This is a genomic window from Paracoccus sp. SM22M-07 (genome assembly GCF_001887735.1).
Classification (GTDB): domain Bacteria; phylum Pseudomonadota; class Alphaproteobacteria; order Rhodobacterales; family Rhodobacteraceae; genus Paracoccus.
The window spans coordinates 19,387-44,344 of record NZ_JPKW01000009.1 but is presented as its reverse complement, the minus strand read 5'-3'; the positions used below and the strand labels follow the sequence as shown (position 1 = coordinate 44,344).

The window sequence follows — 24,958 nt, the reverse complement described above, 5'->3', positions numbered from 1 at the left end:
TTGCTGGAATGCGTTTGGCCGCACCTTGCGCCTATTGTGCCATGGCCGCAATCGCATCCGCCCGATCCAGCGTCGCGCGGGCGGTGGCGACATGCAGGTTCTCGACGATGCGGCCATCGACGACGGCCACGCCCTTGCCCTGGGCGGTGGCCTGATCGAAGGCCTCGATCTGGCGCCGGGCCAGCGCGATCTCGACCTCGGTCGGGGCGAAGGCCGCGTTGGCGATGGCCAGCTGGGCGGGATGGATCAGGGTCTTGCCGTCGAAACCCATGTCGCGGCCCTGTTCGCATTCCGCACGCAGCCCGTCCTCATCCTTGAAGGCGTTGAAGACCCCGTCGACGATGGTGACGCCATGCGCGCGGGCGGCCAGCAGGCACAGCCCCAGCCCCGCCATCATCGGCAGGCGGTCGGCGCGAAAACGGGTGCCCAGATCCTTGGCCAGATCGTTGGTGCCCATCACCATGCCCTGCAGGCGCGGATGCGCGGCGATGGCGCCTGCGTTCAGCATGCCCAGGGGCGTTTCCATCATCGCCCAAAGGGCCGTATCGGGGATCAGCTCGGCCACGGCGTCCAGATCGGCGGGGCCGTCCACCTTGGGGATCAGCACGGCATCGACCAGACCCGCCAGCGCCCCCGCACAGGCCAGCGCATCGTCCCTGCCCCATTCCGTCGCCAGCGCATTGATGCGCAAGATGCGCGCGCGCGGCCCGTAATCCTGCGCCAGCGCCTGTCCCAACCCCTCGCGCGCCGCGGATTTCTGTTCGGGGGACACCGCGTCCTCTAGGTCGAAGATGATGGCATCGGCGGGCAGGTCGCGGGCCTTGTCCATCGCGCGGGCATTGGCGGCAGGGATATAAAGAACGGAGCGATAGGGTCTGGCCATGAGATCCTCAGGGTAAGAATGTTGCGCAATGCTGCAATGCAGCGCCACAAATGGCAAGCGCAAATGCGCTGCATCGCGGCGTCATCCCGCCAGCGCCTGCCAGATCAGCCGGACCGAGATCACCAGCAGCCCCCAGGTGATCAGCCGATAGAACAGCAGCGGCGGGATGATCCGCACCAGCCGCAGCCCGACCCAGACCGCCGCCAGCGACACGGGCGTCAGGGCCGCCGCCGTCGCCAGATTGGCTGCCGATAGCTGGCCCAGGGCCGCATAGGGGATCAGCTTGACCCAGTTGCCGATCGCAAAGAACCAGGTCGTCGTCCCCGCATAGATCAGCGGCGTCAGGCGCAGGGGTTGGGCATAGACCTGCCACAGCGGCGCGCCCGAATGGCTGACGAAACTGGTATAACCGGCAAGCCCGCCCCAGACGCTGCCCGCCGTCAGGGTCGGGCGGCGGGCATCATCATCAAGCGGCGGGCGGATCAGCGCGTTCAGCGCAAAGCCTAGGCCGATCAGCCCCACGATCAGCGTCACCCCCCAGACCGGCACGATCGACGCCGTGGCCCACCCGACCCCGATCCCCGCCAAGGCCCCCGGCAGCGCGCGCAGCAGCACGCCGCGGTCGAAATCGCGCCGGAACGCCACAAGCCCGCCCAGATCCGAAATGACATAGACCGGCAGCAGCAGCCCCGCCGCCTGCACCGGTGACATGACCAGCGACATCAGCGGGACCGAGATGATTCCCACCATCGCCAGCCCGCCCTTGGACAGGCCCACCGCGGTCGCGGCCAGCACCGCCAACAGCCATCCCGTCACCGTCAGATCCAGCATCCGGCCCCTCCTCTTGCATGTCGTGCAAACCTTGCCTGCACAGGGGCGGAAGGCAAGTGTTAGCCCAATCAACGCCGCAGCGCAGCAGGTCACACTTGCGATTCATTGCTTGACGCCTTAACCACCACGCAACATTCCAACATGTATTCGGAGGTTACCCATGGCCCGACCCAAAATCGCACTGATCGGTGCGGGGCAGATCGGCGGCACGCTGGCCCATCTGGCCGCGATGAAGGAACTTGGTGATGTCATCATGTTCGACATCTCGGAAGGCACGCCGCAGGGCAAGGCCCTGGACATCGCCCAATCGGGTCCGTCCGAAGGTTTCGACGCCCGCATGAAGGGCACCAACGACTATGCCGACATCGCGGGCGCCGACGTCTGCATCGTCACCGCCGGTGTCCCCCGCAAGCCGGGCATGAGCCGCGACGACCTGCTGGGCATCAACCTCAAGGTCATGAAGGCCGTGGGCGAGGGCATCGCCAAGCACGCCCCCGACGCCTTCGTCATCTGCATCACCAACCCGCTGGACGCGATGGTCTGGGCGTTGCGCGAATTCAGCGGCCTGCCCCACAACAAGGTCTGCGGCATGGCCGGCGTGCTGGATTCGGCCCGCTTCCGCCACTTCCTGTCGCTTGAATTCGACGTGTCCATGAAGGACGTCACCGCCTTCGTGCTGGGCGGCCATGGCGACACGATGGTTCCGCTGACCCGCTATTCCACGGTCGCGGGCATCCCGCTGCCGGATCTGGTTAAGATGGGCTGGACCACGCAGGACAAGCTGGACGCCATCGTTCAGCGCACCCGCGACGGCGGCGCCGAGATCGTCGGCATGCTGAAGACCGGCAGCGCCTTCTATGCGCCCGCCACCAGCGCCATCGAGATGGCCGAAGCCTATCTGAAGGACCAGAAGCGCGTCCTGCCCTGCGCGGCCCATGTCTCGGGCGCATACGGCCTGGACGGCATGTATGTCGGCGTTCCGACCGTCATCGGCGCCAAGGGCATCGAACGCGTCATCGAGATCGACATGGACAAGGACGAACAGGCCATGTTCACCAAGTCGGTCGATGCCGTCAAAGGCCTGGTCGAAGCCTGCAAGGGGATTGACTCCACGCTGGCGTGATCGCCCCCCACTTGCAGCTGTCGGAACGGCGCGCCATGCTTGGCGCGCCGTTCTGCATTCCGGCCCGACCGCATCCACGGGGTTCCCCATGCGCCATCTGATCGCCGCCCTTGCCCTGACAGTCACCCCCGCTCTTTATGCCGGCCCCGCCCTGTCCGACGACACCAGCACATCCGCGATGATCGCGGATCGCGGGCTGACGGCCACGGCGCAGGCGCTGTCGGACCAGCCCGCATCTCCGGACCGGGACATGGCGCTGTCGGCGGTGACCTTCCTTGGCGCGGTCCAGTCGGCCTATCAGGCGCGCTGGCGTATCGGTGCGACGGACCCGCTGCTGCCGCTGCCGCTGCTGGGGGCCACCTTGCCCGTCAATCCCGACCCGCAGCCCATGCCCTCCGACTTCGTCAACGTGATGATGACCGGCCTGTCGCAAGCCATGCAGGACAGCCGCGACCACCTGCCCAAGGATGATGCCGCGCTGGTGCTGGATCTGGACGACCTGTGGCTGGATGTGGACCGGGATGGCCAGCGTTCACCTGCCGAGGATCTGGGCCAACTTGCCGGCCTGCCCCTGCCCGAGGGTCCGCGCGTGATCCGCTTTGACCGCGCCGATGTGGAATGGCTGCGGGCCTATACTCATCTGATCCAGGCCGTCACCAAGCTGGTCCTGGCCTTCGACCCTGAACCCGCGCTTGCCGACAGGCTGGCCCTGCAGCAAAAGCTGGACGAGCAGTTCGCTCAGCCGCCGGGCCAGATGGCCCGCGCGCCCAGCATGCAGATGCAGGCACAGGCCTTCGGGCCGATCATCGACCGCATCGCCGTGGTCCTGCAGACCCTGCGACACCAGCCGACCCCGGCCCTGACCCGGGATGCCCGCGACCACCTGCGCCAGATGGTCGGGGCCAACCGCGAATTCTGGCGGCTGGTCGCGCTGGAGGGCGACAACGACCGCGAATGGATCCCGAATGACGGGCAGCAGGCCGCCCTGGGCTTTGATCTGCCGCAGGGCACCGGGCCGCAATGGATGGCGCTGCTGGACCAGATGGATCAGGCGCTGCAGGGCAAGATGCTGATCCCGTTCTGGCGCTTTGCACCCGGCCACGGCATCGACCTGTCCAAATGGCTGCAGGACCCGCAGCCGGTCGAGATCGCGGATTGGGTGCAGGGCACCGCCGCCCTGCCCTATGCCCGGCCCGGACTGACGGTGGGGGGCGACAGCTGGGACGGCTGTGTCCAGATGTTCGGAGGACGCGCGGGTCTTTACATGCTGCTGCTGAACTGAACCGGGACGTCAGCGTCCCGAATCAAGCTGCTTGCGCTATCGGGCGCGGGCTTTGTGATCACACGCGGAATTACTGTGATCACATCAGGCAGGAACCCGCCTGTTTTCGGCATTTTACGGGAAAACCGTTTCAGTGGCCCCTTGGGATATGTCACAACACCGCCAAATCTGTCGAACCGAATGAGGGGGTCGAGATGAACATCCACGAATACCAGGCCAAGGCGCTGCTGCGTCAATACGGCGCGCCCGTCAGCGAAGGTCGCATCGTGACCAAGGCCGACGAAGCCAAATCCGCCGCAGGCGAGATGGACGGTCCGCTTTGGGTCGTGAAGGCGCAGATCCACGCAGGTGGCCGCGGCAAGGGTCACTTCGTCGAATCCGAAGCCGGTGAAAAGGGCGGCGTCCGCCTGGCCAAATCGGTCTCCGAGGCCGAGGAACTGACCCGCCAGATGCTGGGCCGCACGCTGGTCACGCACCAGACCGGACCGGCCGGCAAGCAGGTCAACCGCATCTATATCGAAGACGGTTCGGACATCGCGCGCGAGCTGTACCTGGCCCTGCTGGTCGATCGCCAGACCAGCCGCGTGTCCTTCGTGGCCTCCACCGAGGGTGGCATGGACATCGAGGAAGTCGCCGCCAACACCCCCGAAAAGATCGTGACCTTCAGCGTCGATCCCGCTTCGGGCCTGTCGGATTTCCACGGCCGCCGCGTCGCCTTTGCCCTGGGTCTTGAAGGCCAGCAGGTCAAGCAATGCGTGGCCCTGGTCAAGAACCTGTATCGCCTGTTCATCGACAAGGACATGGAGATGCTGGAGATCAACCCGCTGATCGTGACGCCCGAAGGCATCATCAAGTGCCTGGACGCCAAGATGGGCTTCGACAACAACGCGCTCTATCGCCAGTCCGACATCATGGCGCTGCGCGACGAGACCGAGGAAGACGCCAAGGAACTGGCAGCCTCCAAGTTCGACCTGAACTATATCGCGCTGGACGGCGAGATCGGCTGCATGGTGAACGGTGCCGGTCTGGCCATGGCCACCATGGACATCATCAAGCTGAAGGGCGCCGAGCCTGCCAACTTCCTGGATGTCGGCGGCGGCGCGACCAAGGAAAAGGTCACCGAGGCCTTCAAGATCATCACCAGCGACCAGAACGTCAAAGGCATCCTGGTCAACATCTTCGGCGGCATCATGCGCTGCGACATCATCGCGGAAGGCATCATCGCCGCCGTGAAGGAAGTCGGCCTGCAGGTCCCGCTGGTCGTCCGTCTGGAAGGCACCAATGTCGATCTGGGCAAAGAGATCATCGCGAACAGCGGCCTGAACGTGATCGCGGCCGACGATCTGTCGGATGCGGCCGAGAAGATCGTGAAAGCGGTCAAGGGCTGAGCCTGATCCTCTTGGCCGCGCCCATCACGGCGCGGCTTGCCGGAAACATCGGTGCGCCAAGCCGCACCCCTACGCAAGGAGGCCATGATGGCCGTTCTCGTTGACAAGAATACCAAAGTCATCTGCCAGGGGATCACCGGATCCCAGGGCACCTTCCACACCGAACAGGCGATCGCCTATGGCACGCAGATGGTCGGCGGCGTGACGCCCGGCAAGGGTGGCCAGGATCACCTGGGCATGCCGGTCTTCAACTCGGTCCACGAAGCCGTGGCCGTGACCGGCGCGAATGCATCCGTGATCTATGTCCCGCCCCCGTTCGCGGCGGATTCGATCCTGGAAGCCATCGACGCGGAAGTGCCGCTGATCGTCGCGATCACCGAAGGCATCCCGGTCCTGGACATGATGCGCGTCAAGCGCGCCCTGATGAACAGCAAGTCGCGCCTGATCGGCCCGAACTGCCCGGGCATCATGACGCCGGACGAATGCAAGATCGGCATCATGCCGGGCAGCATCTTCCGTCGTGGTTCGGTCGGCGTCGTGTCGCGTTCGGGCACCCTGACCTATGAGGCCGTCAAGCAGACGTCCGACGTGGGTCTGGGCCAGTCCTCGGCTGTCGGCATCGGCGGCGACCCGATCAAGGGCATGGAACATATCGACGTGCTGCAGATGTTCCTGGACGATGATGAAACCGAATCCATCATCATGATCGGCGAAATCGGCGGCTCCGCCGAGGAAGAGGCCGCCGAGTTCCTGGCCGAGCAGAAGCGCAAGGGCAAGTGGAAGCCGACCGCCGGCTTCATCGCGGGCCGCACCGCACCTCCGGGCCGTCGCATGGGCCATGCCGGAGCGATCGTGTCGGGCGGCAAGGGCGACGCGGAATCCAAGATCGAGGCCATGAAGAAGGCCGGGATCGTGGTTGCCGACAGCCCCGCAGGCCTCGGCGAAGCCGTTCTGAAGGCGATCAAGGCCTGATGATTTGACTGTCCGCCCCCCGGACATGAGTATGGGGGGCGGATGGCATGAAGGGGAAGGACCGTGACAGTGACTGGACAGCGCGCCACCGAGCCGCAGCCGAACCCGGTGCAGATGGCATCGGGCCGCGGCGTTCCCATGTCGCTGATCGCGCTACTGACCCTGACGGCCTGCGGCGACCGCATGACCGGGGACATCCTGCCCGGCGGCATTCCCGCCCGCACCAACCTGCACCAGGCAAGCGGCCTTCCGCCCGCCTCGGTCCGGACGGTGGCGCGCAGGGATTTCGGCTGGCGGGTGATCTATCAGCCCTCGGCTGCGCCCCCGAATGCCGAAAGCCAGGCCGCCGTGGCATTGTGCGGATTGGAACGACGGGCGCCGCTGCGCATTGTCCAACAGCCCCGCATCGATCCATTCGCCGACCCCGGTGCCCGCATCTTCGATATCCATTGTGCCTGACATCCGTGCCCGACACCGCCTTTTCCCTCTCCTTGCCCTGAACGGGGACCAGCCATGACCGACCAGCCGAAAAACACCGATTTCCATGATTCCTCGTTTCTGCAGGGCCATAACGCGGCCTATGTGGAACATCTTTATGGCCAGTGGGCCCAGGATCCGGCTGCGGTCGATCAGGCGTGGGACGAATTCTTCCGCGGCCTGGGCGATGCCGAGGCCGATGCCGTGCGCGAAGCCGAAGGCGCCAGCTGGATGCGCGCCGACTGGCCGCCCCTGCCCCAGGATGACACCACCGCCGCGCTGACCGGCGAATGGCCTGGCGCGTCCAAGAGCGATGCCGACGCCGCCATCAAGAAGATCGCCGCCAAGGCCGAGGAAAAGGGCGTCAAGCTGACGACCGACCAGATGCGCCAGGCCGTGCTGGACAGCATCCGCGCGCTGATGCTGATCCGCGCCTTCCGCATCCGGGGCCACCTGCATGCCAAGCTGGACCCGCTTGGTCTGCGCGACGTGCCCGATCATGGCGAACTGAAGCCTTCGACCTATGGCTTTGGTCCCGACGACATGGACCGCCCGATCTTCATCGACAACGTGCTGGGCCTGGAAGTCGCATCGATCCGCCAGATCGCGGACCTGATGACGCGCACCTATTGCGGCACCTTCGCGCTGCAATACATGCACATCTCGAACCCCGAGGAAGCCGCCTGGCTGAAGGAGCGGATCGAGGGTTACGGCAAGGAGATCGCCTTCACCCGCGAAGGCCGCCGCGCCATCCTGAACAAGCTGGTCGAGGCCGAGGGCTTCGAGAAGTTCCTGCACGTGAAATACATGGGCACCAAGCGCTTCGGCCTGGACGGCGGCGAAGCCCTGATCCCCGCGATGGAGCAGATCATCAAGCGTGGCGGCGCCCTGGGCGTCAAGGACATCGTCATCGGCATGCCCCACCGTGGCCGCCTGTCGGTGCTGGCCAACGTGCTGTCCAAGCCCTATCGCGCCATCTTCCACGAATTCCAGGGCGGCAGCTTCAAGCCCGAGGATGTGGACGGTTCGGGCGACGTGAAATATCACCTGGGCGCCAGCTCGGATCGTGAATTCGACGGCAACACCGTCCATCTGTCGCTGACCGCGAACCCCAGCCACCTGGAGGCCGTGAACCCCGTCGTGCTGGGCAAGGCACGCGCCAAGACCGACCAGATGGGCGACCGCAAGGCGCGCACCTCGGTCCTGCCGATTCTGCTGCATGGCGATGCGGCTTTTGCCGGTCAGGGCGTCGTGGCCGAATGCCTGCAGCTGTCGGGCATCCGCGGTCACCGCACCGGCGGCACCATGCATATCGTCGTCAACAACCAGATCGGTTTCACGACGGCACCGCATTTCAGCCGCACCTCGCCCTATCCGACCGACATCGCGCTGATGGTCGAGGCGCCGATCTTCCACGTGAACGGCGACGACCCCGAGGCCGTGGTTCACGCCGCCAAGGTCGCGACCGAATTCCGCCAGAAGTTCCGCAAGGACGTGGTTCTGGACATCTTCTGCTATCGCCGCTTCGGTCACAACGAAGGCGACGAACCGATGTTCACCAACCCCGCGATGTATCACAGCATCAAGGGTCACAAGACCACGCTGCAGCTTTACACCGAACGCCTGGTCGCAGACGGCCTGATCCCCGAGGGCGAGATCGAGGACATGAAGAGCGCGTTCCAGGCGCATCTGACCGAAGAGTTCGAAATCGGCAAGAACTACAAGCCGAACAAGGCCGACTGGCTGGACGGCAAGTGGACCGGCCTGTCGCGCGAAGGTGCGGAATATGTCGCCGGTGAAACCGGCATCGCCCCCGAGGTGATGACCCGCGTCGGTGCCGCGCTGACCAAGGTTCCCGAAGGCATGAACCTGCACAAGACCGTCGGCCGCCTGCTGGAGGCCAAGAAGCAGATGCTGGAAACCGGCGAAGGCTTCGACTGGTCCACCGCCGAGGCCCTGGCCTTCGGTTCGCTGGTGACCGAAGGGCATGGCGTTCGCCTGGCCGGCCAGGACAGCACCCGCGGCACGTTCAGCCACCGCCATTCGGCCTTCATCGACCAGAAGACCGAACAGCGTTACTATCCGCTGAACAACATCACCGAAGATCAGGCCCGCTATGAGGTCATCGACAGCATGCTGTCGGAATATGCGGTGCTGGGCTTCGAATACGGCTATTCGCTGGCCGAACCGAACAGCCTGGTGATGTGGGAAGCGCAGTTCGGCGATTTCGCCAACGGTGCGCAGATCATGTTCGACCAGTTCATCAGCTCGGGCGAAAAGAAGTGGCTGCGCATGTCCGGCTTGGTCATGCTGCTGCCGCACGGCTTCGAGGGTCAGGGTCCGGAACACAGCTCGGCCCGTCTGGAACGCTTCCTGCAGGGCTGCGCCGAGGACAACTGGATCGTCGCGAACTGCACGACGCCGGCGAACTATTTCCACATCCTGCGCCGCCAGATCCATCGCGGCTTCCGCAAGCCCTTGGTGCTGATGACGCCGAAATCATTGCTGCGCCACCCACTGGCCGTCAGCAAGGCCGAGGATTTCCAGACCGGATCGACCTTCCACCGGGTTCTGTGGGACGATGCGCAGCGCGGCACATCCGCCACGGAACTGGCCGCCGACGACAAGATCAAGCGCGTCGTCGTCTGTTCGGGCAAGGTCTATTACGATCTGCTGAAGGCCCGCGACGAAGCCGGGATCAACGACGTCTACCTGCTGCGTCTGGAACAGTTCTATCCCTTCCCCGCGCAGGCGATGATCAAGGAACTGGGTCGCTTCAAGCAGGCCGAGGTCGTCTGGTGCCAGGAAGAGCCCAAGAACCAGGGCGGCTGGACCTTCGTCGAGCCTTATCTGGAATGGGTCCTGGAACGCCTTGGCGCGAAACATTCGCGCGCCCGCTATGCGGGTCGCAACGCCGCCGCCTCGGTCGCCACGGGCCTTGCCTCGCGCCACAAAGCTGAACAAGAGGCGCTGGTCGCCGAAGCACTGAACCTTGAAGGATGATCCGATGACAACCGAAGTCCGCGTACCCGCCCTGGGCGAATCCGTCACCGAGGCCACCATCGCCACCTGGTTCAAGAAGCCCGGCGACCGGGTCGAGATCGACGAGATGCTGTGCGAGCTGGAGACCGACAAGGTCACGGTCGAGGTGCCCAGCCCCTCGGCCGGGGTCCTGGCCGAGATCGTGGCAGCCGAGGGCGAGACCGTCGCCCCCGACGCGCTGCTGGCCCAGATCGACGAGGCAGGCACCGCAGCGGCCCCCGCCAAAGCCAAGGCCGAAGAGGCCAAACCCGCTGAAAAATCCGAAGGACAAGACAAGATGACCGGTAAATCCGTGGACGTGATGGTTCCGTCCCTGGGCGAAAGCGTGACCGAAGCCACCGTCGCCACCTGGTTCAAGAAGCCCGGCGACAGCGTCGAGATGGACGAGATGCTGTGCGAGCTGGAGACCGACAAGGTCTCGGTCGAGGTGCCATCCCCCGCAGCCGGCGTCCTGGCCGAGATCCTGGCCGAGGAAGGCGCAACGGTCGATGCCAAGGCCAAGCTGGCCATCATCACCGAAGGCGGCGAAGGCAAGGCCACCACGCCCGCCAGCGCCGCGCAGGAAACCGTCCTGGAGAACGCAGGCCCCGAGGAAACCCGCCCGCGTTCGGATGTCGAGGACGCGCCTTCGGCCAAGAAGGCCATGGCCGAGAAGGGCGTCAGCCGTGACCAGGTCCAGGGATCGGGCCGCGACGGACGCGTGATGAAGGAAGACGTGGCCAAGGCATCCTCGGCCCCCGCGCCGGCCGCCAAGGCACCCGCCGCCCCCCGTTCGGCCAATGACGCCGACCGCGAGGAGCGGGTCAAGATGACCCGCCTGCGCCAGACCATCGCCCGCCGTCTGAAGGACGCGCAGAACACCGCCGCGATGCTGACCACCTATAACGAAGCCGACATGTCCGGCATCATGCAGCTTCGCAACGAATACAAGGACGCCTTCGAGAAGAAGCACAAGGTCAAGCTGGGCTTCATGTCCTTCTTCGTGAAGGCCTGCTGCCACGCCCTGAAGGAAGTCCCCGAGGTCAACGCCGAAATCGACGGCACCGACATCGTCTACAAGAACTTCGTCCACATGGGCGTCGCCGTCGGCACGCCGACCGGTCTGGTCGTCCCCGTCGTCCGCGACGCCGACCAGAAAAGTTTTGCCGAGATCGAGAAGGAAATCGGCGCGCTTGGCCTGAAGGGTCGCGACGGCAAGCTGTCGATGGCCGAAATGCAGGGCGGCACCTTCACCATCTCGAACGGTGGCGTCTATGGTTCGCTGATGTCCTCGCCGATCCTGAACCCCCCGCAGTCGGGCATCCTGGGCATGCACAAGATCCAGGAACGGCCGATGGTCGTCGGCGGTCAGATCGTCATCCGCCCGATGATGTACCTGGCGCTGTCCTATGACCACCGCGTCGTGGACGGCAAGGGCGCCGTGACCTTCCTGGTCCGCGTCAAGGAAGCCCTGGAAGATCCGCGCCGCCTGCTGATGGATCTGTAATCCGACCTTGCGGGGGCCGTGGCCACATGGCCCCCGCGTTCCATCTTGCCGGACAGGCCGGCCATCGGCGGACCCCTGCCCCATGCATCAGCGTTTCCTCGATCCGCCCGTACCGATTTCCGCGCAACGCGGCGGGATGCGCATCATCATACCGGAGCATGGATCATGCAGCTGATCATTCGCTATACCCACCAGGACACCGCCAACTTCCGCACCGCCTTCGACGCCGATGCCGAGGATCGCGGCCGCAACGGCCTGTCGCTGCTGCAGCTGTGGCGCGAGGATGACGGGCATTCCTGGGCGCTGTTCCAGGTCGGCGACGTCAAGGCCGCCCGCGAATACCTGAGCGGAGCCGCAAAGGTCTTCGAAAGCCAGGCCGGCATTACCGCGACCGACGCCCATTTCCTGGAGACCGCGTGACCATGCCCGCCGAAATCACCGTCCTAGCCCTTGCCGGATTGTTGCAGACCGCCCAGTTCGCCGCCTTTTCCATCATGGCCCAACGCCAGATCGGCCCCAAAGCCGCCATGAGCCCGCGCGACAACATGCCGACCCAACTGAAAGGCATCGCGGGGCGCATGCAGCGCGCCTTCAACAACCACTTCGAAGGGTTGATCATGTTCACCCTGGCGGTGGTGGTCGTGACCCTGGGCGGCGCCGCGTCCTGGTTCACCGCGCTTTGCGCCTGGATCTATCTGCTGGCCCGCATCGCCTATGTCCCCGCCTATCTGCTGGGCTGGGTGCCGGGCCGTTCGATCATCTGGATGATCGGCTTTGCGGCGACGGTCCTGATGATCGTCGCGGGGCTTGTCTCATCATCCGTCTAGAAATATTGCGCAGGTGACCGGTGGATCCAAGCCCCCGGTCCTGCGGTCCGAATGAAAGGAATTCCAATGTATGATCTGATCGTGATCGGCGCCGGCCCCGGTGGCTATGTCTGCGCCATTCGGGCCGCACAGCTGGGCCTGAAGGTCGCCTGCGTCGAAGGTCGCGAAACCCTGGGCGGCACCTGTCTGAACGTCGGCTGCATCCCGTCCAAGGCGCTGCTGCATGCCAGCCACATGCTGCATGAAAGCCACGAGAACTTTGCCAAAATGGGCCTGATGAACGCCAAGGTCGATGTCGATTGGGCAACGATGCAGGGCTACAAGCAGGAAACCGTCAACGGCAACACCAAGGGCATCGAGTTCCTGTTCAAGAAGAACAAAATCGACTGGCTGAAGGGCTGGGCCAAGATCGAAGCCCCCGGCAAGGTCAAGGTCGGCGACACGGTCCACGAAGCCAAGAACATCGTCATCGCCACCGGTTCGGTTCCGTCCGAACTGAAGGGTGTGACGGTCGACAATGCGGGCGGCGTCATCGTCGACAGCACCGGCGCGCTGGCCCTGCCGAACATCCCCAAATCCATGGTCGTGATCGGCGCGGGCGTCATCGGGCTCGAGCTCGGCTCGGTCTATTCGCGCCTTGGGGCGGATGTGACGGTCGTGGAATACCTGGACGTGATCACCCCCGGCATGGATGCCGAGGTGCAAAAGCAGTTCCAGAAGATCCTGACCAAGCAGGGCCTGAAATTCGTCATGGGTGCCGCGGTGCAGGGTGCCGAGGTTCAGGATGGCAAGGGCAAGGTGACCTATGCCCTGAAGAAGGACGGCAGCGAACAGGTGATCGAGGCCGATTGCGTCCTGGTCGCCACCGGCCGTCGCCCCACGGTCGACGGGCTGGGCCTGGATGATCTGGGCGTCAAGATGACCGACCGCGGCCAGGTTGCGATCGACGATCACTGGGCGACCAACGTCAAGGGCATCTATGCCATCGGCGACGCGGTGCCCGGCCTGATGCTGGCCCACAAGGCCGAGGATGAGGGCATGGCCGTCGCCGAGGTGATCGCCGGCAAGCATGGCCACGTGAATTACGACGTGATCCCCGGCGTGATCTATACCACCCCCGAGGTCGCCAGCGTCGGCCTGACCGAGGAGGCCGCCAAGGAAGGCGGTCGCAAGGTCAAGATCGGCAAGTTCCCCTTCATGGGCAATGCGCGCGCCAAGGCGATGATGCAGGCCGACGGCTTCGTCAAGCTGATCGCCGATGCCGAAACCGACCGCATCCTGGGCTGCCACATCATCGGCCCCTCGGCGGGCGACCTGATCCACGAAGTCTGCGTGGCGATGGAATTCGGTGCCTCGGCCGAGGATCTGGCACTGACCTGCCATGCCCACCCGACCGTGTCGGAAGCCGTGCGCGAGGCTGCGCTGGCCTGCGGCGACGGCGCCATCCATGTCTGACGCCGGTTCGGCGGTGGATCGGGGGGCGCTGTCCCCCGGTCGTCGGGATATCCCGGCACCGGTGATGGGGCGGCGCCTTGCCGTCCTGTCGCTGTTGGCCTTGGGGGCATGCGGCGGATCGTCGAGCGTGTCCCAGCCCAAGGGCCTGCGGTCCAACGGGCTTTATCCCAACGAAACCCCGCGTCTGCGCCAGCAGATCAATTCATGGGCGCGCCATTACGACGTCCCCCCGACGCTGGTTCAGCGCGTCGTCCTGCGCGAATCGCAGCACCGGCCCGGCGCGCGCAACGGTCCCTATTACGGCCTGATGCAGATCGCCCCGCAAACGGCCCGGACGATGGGACATCGCGGACCCGCGTCCAACCTTTTGGATGCCGATACGAACCTGCGTTACGGGGTGAAATACCTGCGCGGGGCGTGGCTGGTGGCCGAAGGCGATGCGGATGCCGCGATCGGGTGGTACAGCCGCGGCTATTACTACGAAGCCAAGCGCAAGGGTCTGCTGAAGGTGACCGGATTGCGCAGCTGACAAGGAAAAGGGCCCCGATCGGGGCCCTTTTCAGTCCGATCAGCCGCCCGCGATGATGCGCACGTAATTGCGCGTTTCGCGATAAGGCGGGATGCCGCCGTATTTCTGCACCGCGCCCGGACCCGCGTTATAGGCCGCAAGGGCCAGGTTCCAGTTGCCGAACTGGTTGTACATCATCCGCAGATAACGCGCCCCGCCATTCAGGTTCTGGACCGGGTCGGCGGCGTTCACGCCCAGCTTGGCCGCGGTTCCCGGCATCAGCTGCGCCAGACCCATCGCGCCCTTGTGGGATTTCGCGTTCGGGTTCCAGCCCGATTCCTGCTGGACCAGGCGCAGGAACAGATCCTCGGGGATGCCGTTCTTCTGCGCGGCCGCGCGGGCATGCGGCAGATAGGCGGTGCGCCGTCCGGTATAGCGCGGAATGCGGACGGTTTCCTCGGGGACCAGGGCGTTGCGCTTGGCACCGCCGGGCTGCAGGCGGGCGGATTGCTGGTACTGGGTGGACAGGCGCGAATCCATCAGGCGCGTCTGTCGGGCGAATTGGTCGGCGCGTGACTTGGAAGAACTGCCCGACAGGCGCAGCCCCTCGGCCATGGCGGGCACAGCTGTGGCACTGATCAGTGCCATGCAAAGCGCCGCTGTCACAGAATGTCTGATCCGCATGTTTCGGCCCCTCGTTCGTGTCGGCTTTGACTATTGCCGGTTTTGGCGACAACTATACATAAAAATGCGGCCGGTGCCACCGTGCTTGCCATGGCCTCCCGACCCCTTGGGCGGCATCCCGCCTTGGCCCGGACGGGCGAACCGCTTGCAGGCGACGGTCGCCCTGCGATAGACCCCTTTGAACCCATAGAGACATCACCAAGGAATTCCGTCATGGCAGGCAGCGTCAACAAGGTCATCCTGATCGGCAATCTGGGCCGCGACCCGGAAATCCGCAGCTTCCAGAACGGCGGCAAGGTCGCCAATCTGCGCATCGCCACGTCCGAGCAGTGGAAGGACCGCAACACCGGGGAACGCAAGGAGCGGACCGAGTGGCACACCGTGTCGATCATGTCCGAGGGCCTGGTCAACGTGGTCGAGCGTTTCCTGAAGAAAGGCAGCAAGGTCTATATCGAAGGCCAGCTTGAGACCCGCAAATGGCAGGACCAGTCCGGCGCCGACAAATACAGCACCGAGATCGTCCTGCGAGGTTTCAACGGCACGCTGCAGATGCTTGACGGCCGCGGCGAAGGCGGTGGCGGTGGCATGGGCGGCGGCAGCATGGGCGGCGGCGGTGGCCGCGACCAGGGCGGCTATGATAGCTATGGCTCGGGTTCCGGGTCGCAGGGCGGCGGGTCGCAAGGCGGCGGTCGCCCCGATTACGACGACGAGATCCCGTTCTGATCCAGCAGGGTCACGGCGATTCGATTTTGGCAAGGGCGGCCCATCGGGTCGCCCTTTGTCGTGACCGGGGGTCGAAAGATTGCCGCCCCCCGCCCCGCCGCGCATGACAATTGCGCGTTTCGCCCGCGAAATTTGCAAATGATCCTGCGCTTGCAATGATGCGCGCATGGCGCTTTCTGGTTCGGACTTTCCAAGCAGATCCACCCAAAAGGCACCGCCCATGGCACTGACACTTACGGAAATGACCGCCCCCGATGGCTTTGAACAGCTGGTCCTGGCACAGGACCCCGATGTCGGACTGCGGGCTCTGATCTGCGTGCATTCGACGGTGCTGGGCCCGGCGGCGGGCGGGTGCCGGATGTGGCCCTATGCCGATGACGCGGCGGCGATCCACGACGTGACCCGGCTGGCACGCGGCATGACCTACAAGAACGCCATGGCCGATCTGGGTCTGGGCGGCGGCAAATCCGTCATCATCGGCGATGCCCGTCACGACAAGACGCCAGCCCTGATGCAGGCCTTCGGGCGCGCCGTCGATACGCTGGCCGGCCGCTACTATACCGCCGAGGACGTGGGCATCTCGCCCGAGGACATGGCCCATGCGGCCAGCCAGACGGCCTATGCGGTGGGCCTGTCGAATGCCTCGGGCGATCCCTCGCCCTGGACGGCCGAAGGGGTGTTCCGCTGCCTCAAGGTCGGCGCGACCCATGTCTTCGGGACGGACGATCTGACCGACCGCCGCGTGCTGGTGCAGGGTCTGGGCCATGTCGGCATGTCGCTGGCCGAAAAGCTGCATGCCGCCGGGGCGCGTCTGATCTTCACCGACATCAACCAGGCGGCGCTGGACGATGCGCAGGCGCGGCTTGGCGCGACCGTCTGCGCGACGGATCAGGTCTTCGACCAACCGATGGACATCTTTGCCCCCTGCGCCCTGGGCGGCGTGCTGACGGCCGAAACCGCGGCGCGGCTGCAGGCGCGGCTGGTCTGCGGGGCTGCCAACAACCAGCTGGCCACCGACGCGGTCGCGCAGATCCTGGCCGATCGCCAGATCACCTATCTGCCCGATTACGTCGTCAACGCCGGCGGCATCATCAGCGTCGCAAGCGAGATCCACGCCCAGCCCGATACCTGGCGGCTGGAACGCCTGATCGCCATCGCGGGCCGCGTTGACCAGATGCTGACGCGCGCCAAGGCCGAAGGCCGCCTGATCCCGGACATTGCCGACCAGATGGTCCACGACATGCTGACCGGTCGCAAGGCCGCCTGACACGACGGCGGTGGCGGGTCCGGACGGCAGGGCCGTCCAGCGCCGTTGTCCCCCTCGATGGGGGGCGGCGGCGCTTGCCGTTTCGGATCAGCGCGCGTCCTTCAGGACCTGCGCCAAGGGTCCGGTCTGCACCGCATCGCTGACAAAGGCATCGCCGATGCCGCGCGCCAGGACAAAGCGCAGCCGGCCGTCCACGACCTTCTTGTCCTGCCCCATCAGCGCGATCAGCGCCGCATCGTCGGGCAGTGTGCCGGGAATGTCGGACAGCCGCGCGGGCATGCCCATGGCGCGCAGATGCGCCAGCACGCGGCTCGGGTCCTCCTGGCTGCACAACCCCATCCGCGCCGACAGATCGAAAGCCAGCGCACAGCCGATCGCCACGCCCTCACCATGCAGCAGCCGGTCGGAATAGCCGGTCGCCTGTTCCAGCGCGTGGCCGAACGTATGGCCCAGGTTCAGCAGCGCACGCTCACCCTGCTCGGTCTCGTCGCGGGTGACGATGCCGGCCTTCATGGCGACGGAATGGGCGACCGCCTTCTGGCGCAGTTCGGGGTCGTCCCGAAGGGCCGGGGCGTTGCTTTCCAGCCAGGCAAAGAAATCGGCATCGCCCAGCATGCCATATTTCACCACTTCGCCATATCCGGCCAGGAAGTCGCGGGCGTTCAGCGTCTCCAGCACCGAAATATCCGCCAGCACCAGCGACGGCTGGTGAAACGCGCCGATCAGGTTCTTACCCTGCGCGCTGTTGATGCCGGTCTTGCCGCCCACGCTGCTATCCACCTGCGCCAGAAGCGAGGTGGGCAGCTGCACGAAGCGCACCCCCCGCCGCAGGATCGCCGCCGCAAAGCCCACCAGATCACCGATGACCCCGCCGCCCAGGGCCAGCACCACGTCGCGACGCTCGACCTTGCGCTCCAGCAGCCATTCGACGCAGCCGGTCAGGTGGGGCCAACTTTTCGTCGCCTCGCCCGCCGGCAGGATCAGCGCGTCATGCGCGATGCCTTCCGCCGCCAGCGCGGCCTTCAGGGGTTCCAGGTGCAGGGCCGCCACGTTTTCATCGGTGACGATGACGACGCGGGGGCGCGCCAGCAGCGGCGCAATCTCGGCGCCGGCGCGCGCGATCAGCCCCGCGCCGATCCGCACGTCATAGGCGCGATCGCCAAGGGGGACATGGACGGTAACGGGCTGGGTCATGCTTTGTCCTCGATCAGGGTGGGGTCGGCGGCGCGCAGCTGCGCGATCAGGCGATCGGTCGACGTCTCGACGCTGTCGCCGGGCTGGGACAGGAACTCGACCTCGGCCTGGGCATAGATGGGGCTGCGTTCGGCCAAGAGACGCAGTAGCGTGCCCTTGGGGTCGGCCGTCTTCAGCAGCGGCCGGGTGCTGCGCTGGCGGACGCGATGCCACAGCACCTCGGGGGAACAGTTCAGCCAGACCGAGATCCCGCGCGCCGCGATGGCGCCCCGGTTCTCGGCGCGCAGCCAGGCGCCCCCACCGGTCGAGATCACGCTTGGCCGCCCCGCCAGCAACCGCGTCAGCACTCGGCTTTCGCGGTCGCGAAAGAAGCTTTCGCCGTCGCGAGCAAAGATCTCGCTGATGGACATGGCGGCGGCGGCCTCGATCTCGGCGTCGGAATCGGTAAAGGGCACACGCAGCCGTCGGGCCAGTTCCGTCCCCACGGCCGTCTTGCCGGCCCCCATCATTCCGATCAGCACGATATGGCGCGCAATCCGCTTGGTCATCCCAGCCCCCGTCAATCGGGTGACTGAATGACGTGATCTTTCGGAAATTGCCATATATATTCGGGACAAGCCGGCGTAGAACCGGCCCGAGCCATATAAAACACGGTCGAGCAAAGGCGAATTCGATGCGCAAGATCAAGATACTGGTGGTGCTGATTCTTGCAGGGCTGATCGGCCTTGCGGGCTATGCCTATCTGGGGAACATGGACCCCAACCGGACCGAAACCCGCACTCAACTGCAACTGGGCGCGAAGAATGGCACGTCCGAGCCTGCCAGTGAGTGACCCCGGCCCTGCCCAACGCCCTGCCCTTGGCAGGATCGCCGCATTGCTGCTGAGCGGATGCCTGGTCGCACAGCCGATGGTGCTGGCGGCGCAGCAGCCCTTGTCGGCCAGCGACTGGCTGTCGGGCAGCGTGCGCGGACCGCAGCGCGAAAGCTCGGCCTGGCGGCCCGGCGACGGCAGCCGGCGCCCCGACCCCAAGGGCCAGCCTAGCCGCCGCGCGGTGGCCGAAAGCGGTGCGGTCGGCCCCGTGCAGGTCACCCGTCTGGACCAGACGAACCCCGACCATACCGGCACCCAAAGCGCCAGCCGCGCCGGTCTGCCCGCCGATCTGTGGCAGGGCAGCGACCCGTCGGTGCTGGCGGCACAGGTGCTGTCCACCCCGGCAAGGCTGCCCGCGATGCAGGGTCTGATGCGCCGCATCCTGACCGCCCAGCTGACCCCGCCGCAATGGACCCCCGACCGGGCACCCGACCCGTCCGCCGAGGCCGCGCCGAAGGCCGCCGGCAACATCGCGGGGCAGCTGTTCCTGGCCCGGGTCGACCGCCTGCTGGACATGGGCGCGCTGCAGCCCGCGCAGACCCTGCTGGCCGCCGCCGGTCCGGGCGAACCCGAGATCTTCCGCCGCATGTTCGACATCGCCCTGCTTGAAGGCGACGAATCGCGCGCCTGCGCCATCATGGACAATACCCCCGGCATCGCGCCCAGCTTTACCGCGCGGATCTTCTGCCTTGCGCAGACCGGTGATTGGGCGGCAGCCGCCGTCAGCCTGCATGGCGCCGAGGCGCTTGGGCTGATCGACGAACGCCGCGCCATCCTGCTGACGCATTTTCTGGACGATGCCTTTGTCGATGGCGCGGAAATTCTGGAACCGGCCGATCCGATGACCCCGATCGAATTCCGCATCCACGAGGCCATCGGCCAGCCCCTGCCGACCACGCCGCTGCCCGTGGCCTTCGCGCAATCGGACCTGCGGCTGAACAGCGGCTTCAAGGCCCGCGTCGAGGCGGCCGAGCGTCTGGTCCGGGCCGGTGCGCTGTCCCATCAGCAGCTGCGCGGCATCTATGCCGAACAGCGTCCCGCGGCATCGGGCGGGGTCTGGGAACGGGCTGGCGTGATGCGCACGCTGGAGGCGGCGCTGGTCAGCGGCGACCTGCGCCAAGCCCTGCCCCGCGCCTTTGACGAATTCCGTCGCGCCGACATGGCCGATCTGCTGGCCGGCATGGTCGCCCAGGACCTGCCCGACAGCGAGGACCCCGACACCGCGCGCATCACCGCGCTGCTGCAGGCATGGCAGGGCATGCGCCCCCTGCCCGATGCCGTCGAGCCCATCGAGACGCTGCCACCGCCCGACGCCCCCGCCACCGCCAAGGGAGAGGCGCTGCTGTCGGCCATGACCGATATCGATGCCGCCCTGGAAGGCGATCTGGCGCGGGCCGCGCGCGGCGTCGCCCAGATGCGCGCGCTTGGCCTGACGCAGGACGCCGATCTGGCCGCGGCCCAGATCGCGCTGCTGTCCGAACTGGGCGGAGAGGCGGGATGAGCGATCACCGCGCCATTTCAGATTTCCTGGACGCGCAGGCCGCCGAGGCGGGTGCCGCGCGCAACACCCTGCTGGCCTATGGGCGCGACCTGCGCGACCTGTCGGACTGGCTGGGCCACAGGCGCCTGTCGCTGGCCAACCTGACCCGCGACCAGATCGAAGACTACCTGACCCATTGCGACGCCCAGGGGCTGTCGCGTGCCACCCGCGCCCGCCGCCTGTCGGCCATCCGCCAGTTCACCCGCTTTGCCCTGGAAGAAGGCTGGCGCACCGATGATCCGGCGCTGCGCATCGCGGGACCGGGACGCGCCAAGCGCCTGCCCAAGACGCTGGAACGCGCCGAGGTCGAGGCGCTGCTGGATGCCGCCGGCCGGACCGGGCGCACCCAGACCGACCGCGCCCGCAACATCTGCCTGATCGAGCTGCTTTACGCGACGGGTCTGCGCGCGACGGAACTGGTGTCGCTGCCCGTGGCGGGCTGTCGCGGCGATCCGGCGGTCTTGGTGGTGCGCGGCAAGGGCGGCAAGGATCGGATGGTGCCGCTGAGCAACCCGGCCCGCGCGGCGCTGCGCGAATGGATCGCGCTGCGCGACGCCGCCCCCCATGGCAGCGCCCTGCACCGGATGCTGCAGGGCCCCGGCGCGCGCTGGCTGTTCCCCGCGATCGGGGCCGAAGGCCACATGCCCCGCCAGAGCCTGTCGCGCCTGCTGTCCCTGATGGCCATCGAGGCGGGCGTCGCACCATCGCGCGTGACGCCCCATGTCATCCGCCATGCCTTCGCGACCCATCTTCTGGAGGGCGGCGCCGATCTGCGCAGCATCCAGCTGTTGCTGGGTCACGCCGACCTGGGAACGACCGAGATCTATACCCATGTGCTGGACCAGCGCATGCGCGATCTTGTACTGAACCATCACCCGCTGGCGCACGTTGCCAACGAATGCCGCAAGAGCGGCGATCCCTCAACCTGATCTGGACCCATGGACGATCCTTCAAGTACCTTCGACGCCGCCTTGTGGCTGACCGCCGCCTCGATCATCGTGCTTCTGGCGATGTCGGCCTTCTTCTCGGGCTCGGAAACCGCGCTGACGGCGGCCAGCCGCGCCAAGCTGCGGTCCCGGGCCGACAAGGGCGACACAGGCGCGCAGGCCGCCATCGCCGTATCCTCGGACAGTGAACGCCTGATCGGCGCGATCCTGCTGGGCAACAACGTTGTCAACATCCTGTCGGCCAGCCTTGCGACCGCGCTGTTCACCCGCATCCTGGGCGGCAGCGGCGTGGCCATCGCCACCATCGTGATGACCGTGCTGGTGCTGATCTTTTCCGAGGTGATGCCCAAGACCTACGCGATCTCTGCCCCCGAAAAGGTCGCGAGCCTGGTCGCCCGGCCGATCCGGCTGATCACGATCATCCTGTCGCCCATCGTGACCGTCGTGCGCCTGATCGTGCGCGGCATGCTGGGCATTTTCGGCCTGAAGACCGATCCCGGATCGCACATGTTCTCGATCGAGGAGGAAATCGCCGGGGCGCTGTCCATCGGCCATGCCGCCGGGGCCGTTCACAAGGAGGACCGCGACCGCCTGCTGGGCGCGCTGGACCTGGGCAACCGCACCGTCGAGGAGATCATGCTTCACCGCAGCGAGATCCAGATGATCGACGCGGACCTGCCCCCCGAAAAGATCCTGGACACCATTCTGGCCAGTCCCCATACCCGCCTGCCCGTCTATCGCGAGGAACGCGAAAATGTCGTGGGCGTCGTTCATGCCAAGGACCTGCTGCGCGCCGTGAACCGCGCCGTGCGCGAGGCGGGCGATCCTGGTGCTGCCGCGCGCTTCGACATCATGTCGGTCGTGATGTCGCCCTATTTCGTGCCCGAAACCAGTGCGCTGGACGAACAGATGCGCGAATTCCTGAAGCGGCGGACGCATTTCGCGCTGGTCGTGGATGAATACGGGTCCCTGCGCGGATTGATCACCCTGGAGGACATTCTGGAAGAGATCGTCGGGGAGATCGCCGACGAACACGACACCGAGGCCGACCAGACGTTGAAGCCCAACGCCCATGGCGACTATCTGGTCGAGGGCGGCATGACCATCCGCGACCTGAACCGCCAGCTGGACTGGACCCTGCCCGACGAGGAGGCCAACACCATCGCGGGGCTGGTCATCCACATGGCGCAGTCCATCCCGGAACAGGGTCAGGTCTTTTCCTTCCACGGGTACCGCTTCGAAGTGGTGACGCGACGTGAAAATCGTATCACCCGGCTGCGCATCAGGCCATTGGTCGGTCCGCGCGGGGCCGAATCTTAGGGTCGGCAAACGCGCGGGCGGCTTGCAACCGGCCCGCTTCACCCCTAACACCAACGCATCATTTTCAGCCGCAAGGGATCGTCATGGACATTGCCGCACGCCGCACCGCCAACCCCGACCACTGGAATCTGGCCAGCGCGATCCGCGTCCTGTCCATGGACGCCGTCGAGGCCGCCAATTCCGGCCACCCCGGCATGCCCATGGGCATGGCCGATGTCGCCACGGTCCTGTTCAAGAACCATCTGAAGTTCGACGCCTCTGCGCCGCACTGGTTCGACCGCGACCGCTTCATCCTGTCGGCGGGCCACGGGTCGATGCTGATCTACTCGCTGCTGCACCTGACCGGCTATGAGCAGATGACGCTGGACCAGATCCGCAACTTCCGCCAGATGGGCGCGATTACCGCGGGCCACCCCGAATACGGCCATGTCGAGGGCGTCGAGACCACCACCGGCCCCTTGGGCCAAGGCATCGCGACCGCCGTCGGTTTCGCCATCGCCGAAGAAGCCATGCGTGCCGAATACGGCGATTCCCTGTGCGACCACCGCACCTGGGTCATCGCGGGCGACGGCTGCCTGATGGAGGGCATCAGCCACGAGGCGATCGCCCTGGCCGGCCACCAGAAGCTGGGCCGCCTGATCGTCATGTGGGACAACAACGACATCACCATCGACGGCCGCGTCAGCCTGTCGGATTCGACCGATCAGCATGCGCGCTTTGCCGCCGCCGGCTGGCGGGTCCTGTCCTGCGACGGTCACGACGCCGCCGATATCGACCGCGCCCTGACCGAGGCCGCCAAGGACGACGGCCGTCCGGTTCTGGTCGATTGCAAGACGATCATCGGTTTCGGTTCGCCCAACAAGTCGGATACGAACAAGGTTCACGGCTCGCCCTTGGGCAAGGATGAGATCACCGCGACCCGCGCCGCCTATGGCTGGGACGCCGAGCCCTTCCAGATCCCCGACGCGATCATGACCGAATGGCGCAAGATCGGCCAGCGGGGCGCCGAGGCGCGCAAGGCCTGGAACGACCGCGTCGATGCCCTGTCCGGCGACCACCGCGAGGAATTCGCCCGCCGGATCGGCAATGACACGAACCCCAAGCTGGAAAAGGTCATCGCCGAGTTCAAGGCCAAGACGCTTGAGGAAAAGCCCAAGCTGGCTACCCGCAAGGCATCCGAAAACGCTCTTGGCGCGCTGAATGCCGAAATGCCGGAAAACTTCGGCGGCTCGGCCGACCTGACGGGATCGAACAACACCAAGACCGGTGGCCAGGGCGTCTTTGCGCCCGACAACCGCATGGGCCGCTATCTGCATTACGGCATCCGCGAACATGGCATGGCCGCCGCGATGAACGGCATCTGGCTGCATGGCGGCTTCCGCCCCTATGGCGGCACCTTCATGACCTTCACCGACTATGCCCGCGGCGCGATGCGCCTGTCGGCGCTGATGGGGGTTCCGGTCGTCTATGTGATGACCCATGACAGCATCGGCCTGGGCGAAGACGGCCCGACCCACCAGCCGGTGGAACATCTGGCCATCTGCCGCGCGACGCCGAACACGCTGGTCCTGCGCCCCTGCGACCAGATCGAGACCGCCGAGGCCTGGGAAATCGCGCTGTCGCAGGACAGCACGCCCTCGGTCCTGGCCCTGTCGCGCCAGAACCTGCCGACCCTGCGCCAGGACGGCGGAGAGAACCTGACCGCCAAGGGTGCCTATATCCTGCGCGAAGCCGTGGGTGGCGAACCCAAGGCCGTGCTGATGGCCACCGGCTCCGAGGTCGAGATCGCCGTTGCGGCGCGTGACGTGCTGGAAGAGGCCGGCATCCCGACCCGCGTCGTGTCGGTTCCCTCGATGGAGCTGTTCCGCGACCAGCCCGCGACCTATCGCCAGCAGGTGCTGCCGGCGCAGACGGTCCGTGTCGCGATCGAAGCGGCGGTCCGTCAACCTTGGGACTGGCTGCTGCTGGGCGAACGTGGCCAAGAAGCCAAATCGGCCTTTGTCGGCATGGAGGGCTTTGGCGCTTCGGGTCCGGCACCGGAACTCTACAAGGAGTTCGGCATCACCGCCGAGAAGGTCGTCGAGCACGTCAAAGGCATGCTGTGACATCACCGACCGCCTTTGGCGGGGGCGTCGGGG

At 66.1% G+C, this 24,958-nt stretch carries 23 protein-coding genes; 18 read left to right on the top strand and 5 right to left on the bottom strand.

Going from position 1 to position 24,958, the window contains the following annotated elements:
* Nucleotides 1–31: 31 nt before the first annotated feature.
* A complete protein-coding gene (locus IE00_RS13170) occupies nucleotides 32–883 on the bottom strand; it encodes a CoA ester lyase (RefSeq protein ID WP_072297665.1) in 852 nt (283 codons plus the stop codon).
* 81 nt (nucleotides 884–964) lie between these two features.
* Entirely contained in the window at nucleotides 965–1,714 is a 750-nt protein-coding gene (locus IE00_RS13165; protein ID WP_072297664.1) for a sulfite exporter TauE/SafE family protein, read from the bottom strand.
* A gap of 160 nt (nucleotides 1,715–1,874) precedes the next feature.
* Here IE00_RS13165 and mdh point away from each other — a divergent pair, with 160 nt between their 5' ends.
* The 11 genes from mdh to IE00_RS13110 all read left to right on the top strand — a co-directional run bounded on the left by mdh (nucleotide 1,875) and on the right by IE00_RS13110 (nucleotide 14,295).
* Entirely contained in the window at nucleotides 1,875–2,837 is a 963-nt protein-coding gene (gene mdh / locus IE00_RS13160; RefSeq protein ID WP_072297663.1) for a malate dehydrogenase, read from the top strand.
* Nucleotides 2,838–2,925: 88 nt separating this feature from the next.
* The gene (locus tag IE00_RS13155; protein WP_072297662.1) at nucleotides 2,926–4,119 is read left to right on the top strand and encodes a hypothetical protein; all 1,194 of its coding nucleotides are present in this window, start codon (nucleotides 2,926–2,928) and stop codon (nucleotides 4,117–4,119) included.
* Between the two features lie 194 nt (nucleotides 4,120–4,313).
* Nucleotides 4,314–5,507 (top strand): ADP-forming succinate--CoA ligase subunit beta, encoded by a 1,194-nt coding sequence (gene sucC, locus IE00_RS13150; protein WP_072297661.1) that lies wholly within the window; start codon nucleotides 4,314–4,316, stop codon nucleotides 5,505–5,507.
* A gap of 87 nt (nucleotides 5,508–5,594) precedes the next feature.
* Nucleotides 5,595–6,479 carry a succinate--CoA ligase subunit alpha gene (gene sucD, locus IE00_RS13145; protein WP_072297660.1) on the top strand — a complete coding sequence of 295 codons (885 nt, stop codon included), beginning with the start codon at nucleotides 5,595–5,597 and terminating at the stop codon, nucleotides 6,477–6,479.
* Between the two features lie 63 nt (nucleotides 6,480–6,542).
* Entirely contained in the window at nucleotides 6,543–6,938 is a 396-nt protein-coding gene (locus tag IE00_RS13140) for a hypothetical protein (RefSeq protein WP_139291433.1), read from the top strand.
* A gap of 54 nt (nucleotides 6,939–6,992) precedes the next feature.
* A complete protein-coding gene (locus IE00_RS13135) occupies nucleotides 6,993–9,959 on the top strand; it encodes a 2-oxoglutarate dehydrogenase E1 component (RefSeq protein WP_072297658.1) in 2,967 nt (988 codons plus the stop codon).
* A 4-nt stretch (nucleotides 9,960–9,963) separates the two neighbouring features.
* Nucleotides 9,964–11,484, top strand: coding sequence for a 2-oxoglutarate dehydrogenase complex dihydrolipoyllysine-residue succinyltransferase (odhB, locus tag IE00_RS13130; protein WP_072297657.1), 1,521 nt, complete (start codon nucleotides 9,964–9,966; stop codon nucleotides 11,482–11,484).
* A 165-nt stretch (nucleotides 11,485–11,649) separates the two neighbouring features.
* The gene (locus tag IE00_RS13125; RefSeq protein WP_139291432.1) at nucleotides 11,650–11,904 is read left to right on the top strand and encodes a hypothetical protein; all 255 of its coding nucleotides are present in this window, start codon (nucleotides 11,650–11,652) and stop codon (nucleotides 11,902–11,904) included.
* Between the two features lie 2 nt (nucleotides 11,905–11,906).
* The gene (locus tag IE00_RS13120; RefSeq protein WP_072297656.1) at nucleotides 11,907–12,311 is read left to right on the top strand and encodes an MAPEG family protein; all 405 of its coding nucleotides are present in this window, start codon (nucleotides 11,907–11,909) and stop codon (nucleotides 12,309–12,311) included.
* Between the two features lie 60 nt (nucleotides 12,312–12,371).
* Nucleotides 12,372–13,766 carry a dihydrolipoyl dehydrogenase gene (lpdA, locus tag IE00_RS13115; RefSeq protein WP_139291452.1) on the top strand — a complete coding sequence of 465 codons (1,395 nt, stop codon included), beginning with the start codon at nucleotides 12,372–12,374 and terminating at the stop codon, nucleotides 13,764–13,766.
* 64 nt (nucleotides 13,767–13,830) lie between these two features.
* Entirely contained in the window at nucleotides 13,831–14,295 is a 465-nt protein-coding gene (locus IE00_RS13110; RefSeq protein ID WP_072297786.1) for a transglycosylase SLT domain-containing protein, read from the top strand.
* A gap of 39 nt (nucleotides 14,296–14,334) precedes the next feature.
* Here the strand turns inward: IE00_RS13110 and IE00_RS13105 are convergent, their stop codons facing one another.
* Nucleotides 14,335–14,922, bottom strand: a complete 588-nt coding sequence (locus IE00_RS13105; RefSeq protein ID WP_240493894.1) for a lytic transglycosylase domain-containing protein — start codon at nucleotides 14,920–14,922, stop codon at nucleotides 14,335–14,337.
* A 249-nt stretch (nucleotides 14,923–15,171) separates the two neighbouring features.
* On the opposite strand from IE00_RS13105, the gene ssb reads away from it, so the two are divergent.
* Nucleotides 15,172–15,681, top strand: a complete 510-nt coding sequence (ssb, locus tag IE00_RS13100) for a single-stranded DNA-binding protein (RefSeq protein WP_072297653.1) — start codon at nucleotides 15,172–15,174, stop codon at nucleotides 15,679–15,681.
* 220 nt (nucleotides 15,682–15,901) lie between these two features.
* Nucleotides 15,902–16,948 (top strand): Glu/Leu/Phe/Val dehydrogenase dimerization domain-containing protein, encoded by a 1,047-nt coding sequence (locus IE00_RS13095; RefSeq protein WP_072297652.1) that lies wholly within the window; start codon nucleotides 15,902–15,904, stop codon nucleotides 16,946–16,948.
* An 87-nt stretch (nucleotides 16,949–17,035) separates the two neighbouring features.
* Here IE00_RS13095 and aroB read toward each other — a convergent pair whose 3' ends face one another.
* Both aroB and IE00_RS13085 read right to left on the bottom strand, forming a co-directional pair.
* Nucleotides 17,036–18,142 (bottom strand): 3-dehydroquinate synthase, encoded by a 1,107-nt coding sequence (gene aroB / locus IE00_RS13090; RefSeq protein WP_072297651.1) that lies wholly within the window; start codon nucleotides 18,140–18,142, stop codon nucleotides 17,036–17,038.
* Nucleotides 18,139–18,690, bottom strand: coding sequence for a shikimate kinase (locus tag IE00_RS13085; protein WP_240493893.1), 552 nt, complete (start codon nucleotides 18,688–18,690; stop codon nucleotides 18,139–18,141). Before IE00_RS13085 ends, aroB begins: the two co-directional genes overlap by 4 nt.
* Nucleotides 18,691–18,815: 125 nt before the next feature.
* Here IE00_RS13085 and IE00_RS20160 point away from each other — a divergent pair, with 125 nt between their 5' ends.
* The 5 genes from IE00_RS20160 (at nucleotide 18,816) to tkt (ending at nucleotide 24,925) form a co-directional block, all read left to right on the top strand.
* A complete protein-coding gene (locus IE00_RS20160) occupies nucleotides 18,816–18,974 on the top strand; it encodes a hypothetical protein (protein ID WP_170864150.1) in 159 nt (52 codons plus the stop codon).
* Nucleotides 18,946–20,514, top strand: coding sequence for a hypothetical protein (locus tag IE00_RS13080; protein ID WP_072297650.1), 1,569 nt, complete (start codon nucleotides 18,946–18,948; stop codon nucleotides 20,512–20,514). Before IE00_RS20160 ends, IE00_RS13080 begins: the two co-directional genes overlap by 29 nt.
* Nucleotides 20,511–21,482, top strand: coding sequence for a tyrosine recombinase (locus IE00_RS13075; RefSeq protein ID WP_072297649.1), 972 nt, complete (start codon nucleotides 20,511–20,513; stop codon nucleotides 21,480–21,482). The genes IE00_RS13080 and IE00_RS13075 overlap by 4 nt, the downstream gene beginning before the upstream one ends.
* Nucleotides 21,483–21,491: 9 nt before the next feature.
* The gene (locus IE00_RS13070; protein WP_072297648.1) at nucleotides 21,492–22,820 is read left to right on the top strand and encodes an HlyC/CorC family transporter; all 1,329 of its coding nucleotides are present in this window, start codon (nucleotides 21,492–21,494) and stop codon (nucleotides 22,818–22,820) included.
* A gap of 83 nt (nucleotides 22,821–22,903) precedes the next feature.
* Nucleotides 22,904–24,925: a transketolase gene (tkt, locus tag IE00_RS13065; protein ID WP_072297647.1), complete on the top strand. Its 2,022-nt coding sequence runs from the start codon at nucleotides 22,904–22,906 to the stop codon at nucleotides 24,923–24,925.
* Nucleotides 24,926–24,958 lie beyond the last annotated feature (33 nt).

Coding starts and splice junctions, on each gene's coding strand:
- IE00_RS13165 (WP_072297664.1), bottom strand. CDS start 1,714: ATGCTGGATCTGACGGTGACGGGATGGCTGTTGGCGGTGCTGGCCGCG.
- aroB (WP_072297651.1), bottom strand. CDS start 18,142: ATGACCCAGCCCGTTACCGTCCATGTCCCCCTTGGCGATCGCGCCTAT.
- IE00_RS13135 (WP_072297658.1), top strand. CDS start 6,993: ATGACCGACCAGCCGAAAAACACCGATTTCCATGATTCCTCGTTTCTG.
- sucC (WP_072297661.1), top strand. CDS start 4,314: ATGAACATCCACGAATACCAGGCCAAGGCGCTGCTGCGTCAATACGGC.
- IE00_RS13120 (WP_072297656.1), top strand. CDS start 11,907: ATGCCCGCCGAAATCACCGTCCTAGCCCTTGCCGGATTGTTGCAGACC.
- IE00_RS20160 (WP_170864150.1), top strand. CDS start 18,816: ATGCGCAAGATCAAGATACTGGTGGTGCTGATTCTTGCAGGGCTGATC.
- IE00_RS13110 (WP_072297786.1), top strand. CDS start 13,831: ATGGGGCGGCGCCTTGCCGTCCTGTCGCTGTTGGCCTTGGGGGCATGC.
- IE00_RS13075 (WP_072297649.1), top strand. CDS start 20,511: ATGAGCGATCACCGCGCCATTTCAGATTTCCTGGACGCGCAGGCCGCC.
- odhB (WP_072297657.1), top strand. CDS start 9,964: ATGACAACCGAAGTCCGCGTACCCGCCCTGGGCGAATCCGTCACCGAG.
- IE00_RS13070 (WP_072297648.1), top strand. CDS start 21,492: ATGGACGATCCTTCAAGTACCTTCGACGCCGCCTTGTGGCTGACCGCC.
- IE00_RS13105 (WP_240493894.1), bottom strand. CDS start 14,922: ATGGCACTGATCAGTGCCACAGCTGTGCCCGCCATGGCCGAGGGGCTG.
- tkt (WP_072297647.1), top strand. CDS start 22,904: ATGGACATTGCCGCACGCCGCACCGCCAACCCCGACCACTGGAATCTG.
- IE00_RS13085 (WP_240493893.1), bottom strand. CDS start 18,690: ATGACCAAGCGGATTGCGCGCCATATCGTGCTGATCGGAATGATGGGG.
- IE00_RS13125 (WP_139291432.1), top strand. CDS start 11,650: ATGCAGCTGATCATTCGCTATACCCACCAGGACACCGCCAACTTCCGC.
- mdh (WP_072297663.1), top strand. CDS start 1,875: ATGGCCCGACCCAAAATCGCACTGATCGGTGCGGGGCAGATCGGCGGC.
- sucD (WP_072297660.1), top strand. CDS start 5,595: ATGGCCGTTCTCGTTGACAAGAATACCAAAGTCATCTGCCAGGGGATC.
- IE00_RS13095 (WP_072297652.1), top strand. CDS start 15,902: ATGGCACTGACACTTACGGAAATGACCGCCCCCGATGGCTTTGAACAG.
- ssb (WP_072297653.1), top strand. CDS start 15,172: ATGGCAGGCAGCGTCAACAAGGTCATCCTGATCGGCAATCTGGGCCGC.
- IE00_RS13170 (WP_072297665.1), bottom strand. CDS start 883: ATGGCCAGACCCTATCGCTCCGTTCTTTATATCCCTGCCGCCAATGCC.
- IE00_RS13080 (WP_072297650.1), top strand. CDS start 18,946: ATGGCACGTCCGAGCCTGCCAGTGAGTGACCCCGGCCCTGCCCAACGC.
- IE00_RS13155 (WP_072297662.1), top strand. CDS start 2,926: ATGCGCCATCTGATCGCCGCCCTTGCCCTGACAGTCACCCCCGCTCTT.